Genomic DNA, 2,555 nt, shown 5'->3' with positions numbered 1-2,555 from the left:
ACGCCGGCGCGTCATGCAGAGGTCGATGCATCTGGGGCACTGCATCTGCGACGCGAAGAAAGCCTGCCCCTGCTCGCTATTCAAGGAAAAGAACGTCTGTCTCTGCGCGGGCGAATCGCTCGAGCCGCCCTCGGGGCCGGTACGCCTCACGCAACTCGTCGAAAAAGCCGGCTGCGCGTCGAAGATCGACCAGGCCTCCCTCAAGCGGGTCCTCAAAGCCCTCCCCGAAATCCGCGACCCGCGCGTCCTCATCGGCGCCGCCGCGGGCGACGACGCCGGCGTCTACGCCCTCGACGACGGCCCGACGGCCCTGGTGCAGACGGTGGACGTCTTCAGCCCATCGGTGGACGATCCGTACACGTTCGGCCAGGTGGCGGCGGCCAATTCATTGAGTGATGTGTATGCGATGGGCGGCCGGCCGATCACCGCCCTCTCGATCATCGGTTTTCCGATCCGCGAGGCGCCCGACTCCGTCATGGCGGACATCCTCCGCGGCGGGATCGACAAGATGAACGAGGCGGGCGTCCCCGTCATCGGCGGCCACAGCATTCAGGACGCCGAGATCAAGGCCGGCTTCGCCGTCACGGGCCTCATCGACCGCGGCCGAATCGTCACGAACGCCGGCCTCCGCCCGGGCGATTCTTTGGTGCTCACAAAGCCGCTCGGCACGGGCATCCTCGCATTCGCCGTCCAGATCGGCCGGGCGCCCCCCGGTGCCGCCGATGCCATCGCGCGATCCATGACCCAACTCAACAAGGCCGCCTCTGAGGCGATGCTCGACCTGGAGGCCCACGCGTGCACCGACGTGACGGGCTTCGGCCTGATGGGCCACCTGGCGGAAATGGCCCGCGCCAGCCGCGCCGACGTCGAAATCGTCTGGGACGATCTGCCGATCTTCCCGCACGTCCTCGAGTGCCTGGCCCAGGGCATCGTCCCCGGCGGCATCGAACGCAACCGCGAATCGTCCGAATCGAGCGCCGTCCCCGCCGCGGGCATCACCGAGGCCATGATGGACCTCTGCTTCGACCCGCAGACGTCCGGCGGCCTCTTGGTCGCGCTGGCGGCCGGCAAGGCCTAGGCGCTCGTCCAGCGATTGCACGGCGAGGGGATTCGCGCGGCGGCCGTCATCGGCAAGGTCCGCAGCAAAGGAACGGGAAAGGTCTTCGTGACGACGAGCGGGGTGCGGCCAATGCCGGCGCCCGAGGAGGATGCGGCCATGCAAGAGAAACCTTCGAAAAAGGGAAAGGGCCGGCCGGCCGGCGCCGAAGAACCTTGCTGTGCGGGGCCCGCCGCGGAAACCTGTTGTTCCGAAGGGCACGGCACGGGCGCTCCTGCTGTCGGTGCGGGCGCCGAGGAGGCGTTCAAGGCCTTCATGCGGTCGGCGGGGGCGCCGGGCGCGCTGGACGCGGCGACGAAGCAGGCGCTCCAGATGGCTTCACGCAGGCGGAGATCGACGAGGCTGTTTGGATGGCGATTGCATTCGGCGGCGCGCCGGTTATGATGTTTTACCAGGAAGTCATGAAGGCCTGAGGCGGAGGTGACAGGCGCCCGGTGGCGCTCCTGGTCTTCAAATTCTTTTCGCTGTTGATGCGCAAGTCCTTGTTATTGCTGTAATTGCGCCTGCTGAAAGGACTTGCGGCTGATAATCGAATGCCGCTGGAACCGCTGGAAGGCGCACAAACCGCTGCTCCGGTTGTCGCGACAACCGCTCAATTCGATGAGTCATGTCTTGGAAAAATCCCCAGCGCCGCCCGTTCCGTCCTGCCCCCCGCCGCCCAGCCCCTCGAGAACCTCATCTTCCGGCTTCTGTGCGCGATAGCTGGTCTTTCTGACGCCGAGGCACGCGGCCTGGAGGACCGCCTGGCGCACATACTGTAGCCGTTCGCTTCCGGCACGAAAGGAGGAACGCGAATGGCGCCTATTCTTGATTGAAACAGACCGCGCGCGCCGATACCGTTGCTGCTGGGGGGCCATGAGGGCGGGTGCCATGCCGCGCGAGCTCCGGAGACGGCTGATCTGGATCCCGATCATCCATTCGCAGGCCGACCTAGGAAACATGAGGGAGCGGGTCAGGAATCTCTATGTTCGGAAGATGGGCCGGGCAAAATGGCGGCAGCACGTCCAGGCCGTGGACCGGATGTGGAGGGAGATTCGGGCGGGGGTCGAAGCGCTCGCCCTCGATTACGGCAAGGTCCGGCTGTATCAGGACGGCTTGCCGAACTGCGGTCATGAACCGCAGATCGTCAGAGATCTGGCGCAAGCCGGAAGCGAGAACCATCGGCTTCTGCTGGACTTGATGGAGAAAGGGGCGAAGATCACCGGGACGGAATCCCCCGAGTTCCTTCTCGAAGAATACGAACTGGCTCAGCAGGTTCTGGTTTCAGCAGACTCGCGCGGGGCGGGAACCCGGCGGCCGGTCCAGAGCGACCTCGGCAAACGTATTCTCGATAAACGGGATCGTTACATTGCCGAGCGAATCGGTCAGACGCTTCGAGCGGGGGAGACGGGCCTCGTCTTCCTTGGGATGCTCCATTCGCTGGTCGGCCATCTTCCTG

Annotated in this window: 3 protein-coding genes; 2 read left to right on the top strand and 1 reads right to left on the bottom strand. The window is 65.5% G+C overall.

The features are described from left to right. On the top strand, positions 1–1,078 hold a 1,078-nt coding region (selD, locus tag NTX40_09640), incomplete at its 5' end, for a selenide, water dikinase SelD (GenBank protein MCX5649338.1). Here the strand turns inward: selD and NTX40_09635 are convergent. After that, positions 1,075–1,218: a hypothetical protein gene (locus NTX40_09635; GenBank protein ID MCX5649337.1), complete on the bottom strand. Its 144-nt coding sequence runs from the start codon at positions 1,216–1,218 to the stop codon at positions 1,075–1,077. The two genes, selD and NTX40_09635, sit on opposite strands and share 4 nt — an antisense overlap. Positions 1,219–1,987: 769 nt before the next feature. Here NTX40_09635 and NTX40_09630 point away from each other — a divergent pair. Then, positions 1,988–2,555, top strand: a 568-nt coding sequence (locus NTX40_09630; GenBank protein MCX5649336.1) for a hypothetical protein, incomplete at its 3' end; no start/stop codon positions are given.

The organism is Planctomycetota bacterium, from assembly GCA_026387035.1.
Lineage (GTDB): Bacteria > Planctomycetota > Phycisphaerae > FEN-1346 > FEN-1346 > JAPLMM01.
Note: the sequence above shows the minus strand (reverse complement) of the source record. Positions and strands in the feature narration are given on the sequence as shown.

Excerpts from the sequence above, each read along its gene's own strand:
- NTX40_09635 (MCX5649337.1), bottom strand. The coding sequence starts at position 1,218 with ATGGCCGCATCCTCCTCGGGCGCCGGCATTGGCCGCACCCCGCTCGTC.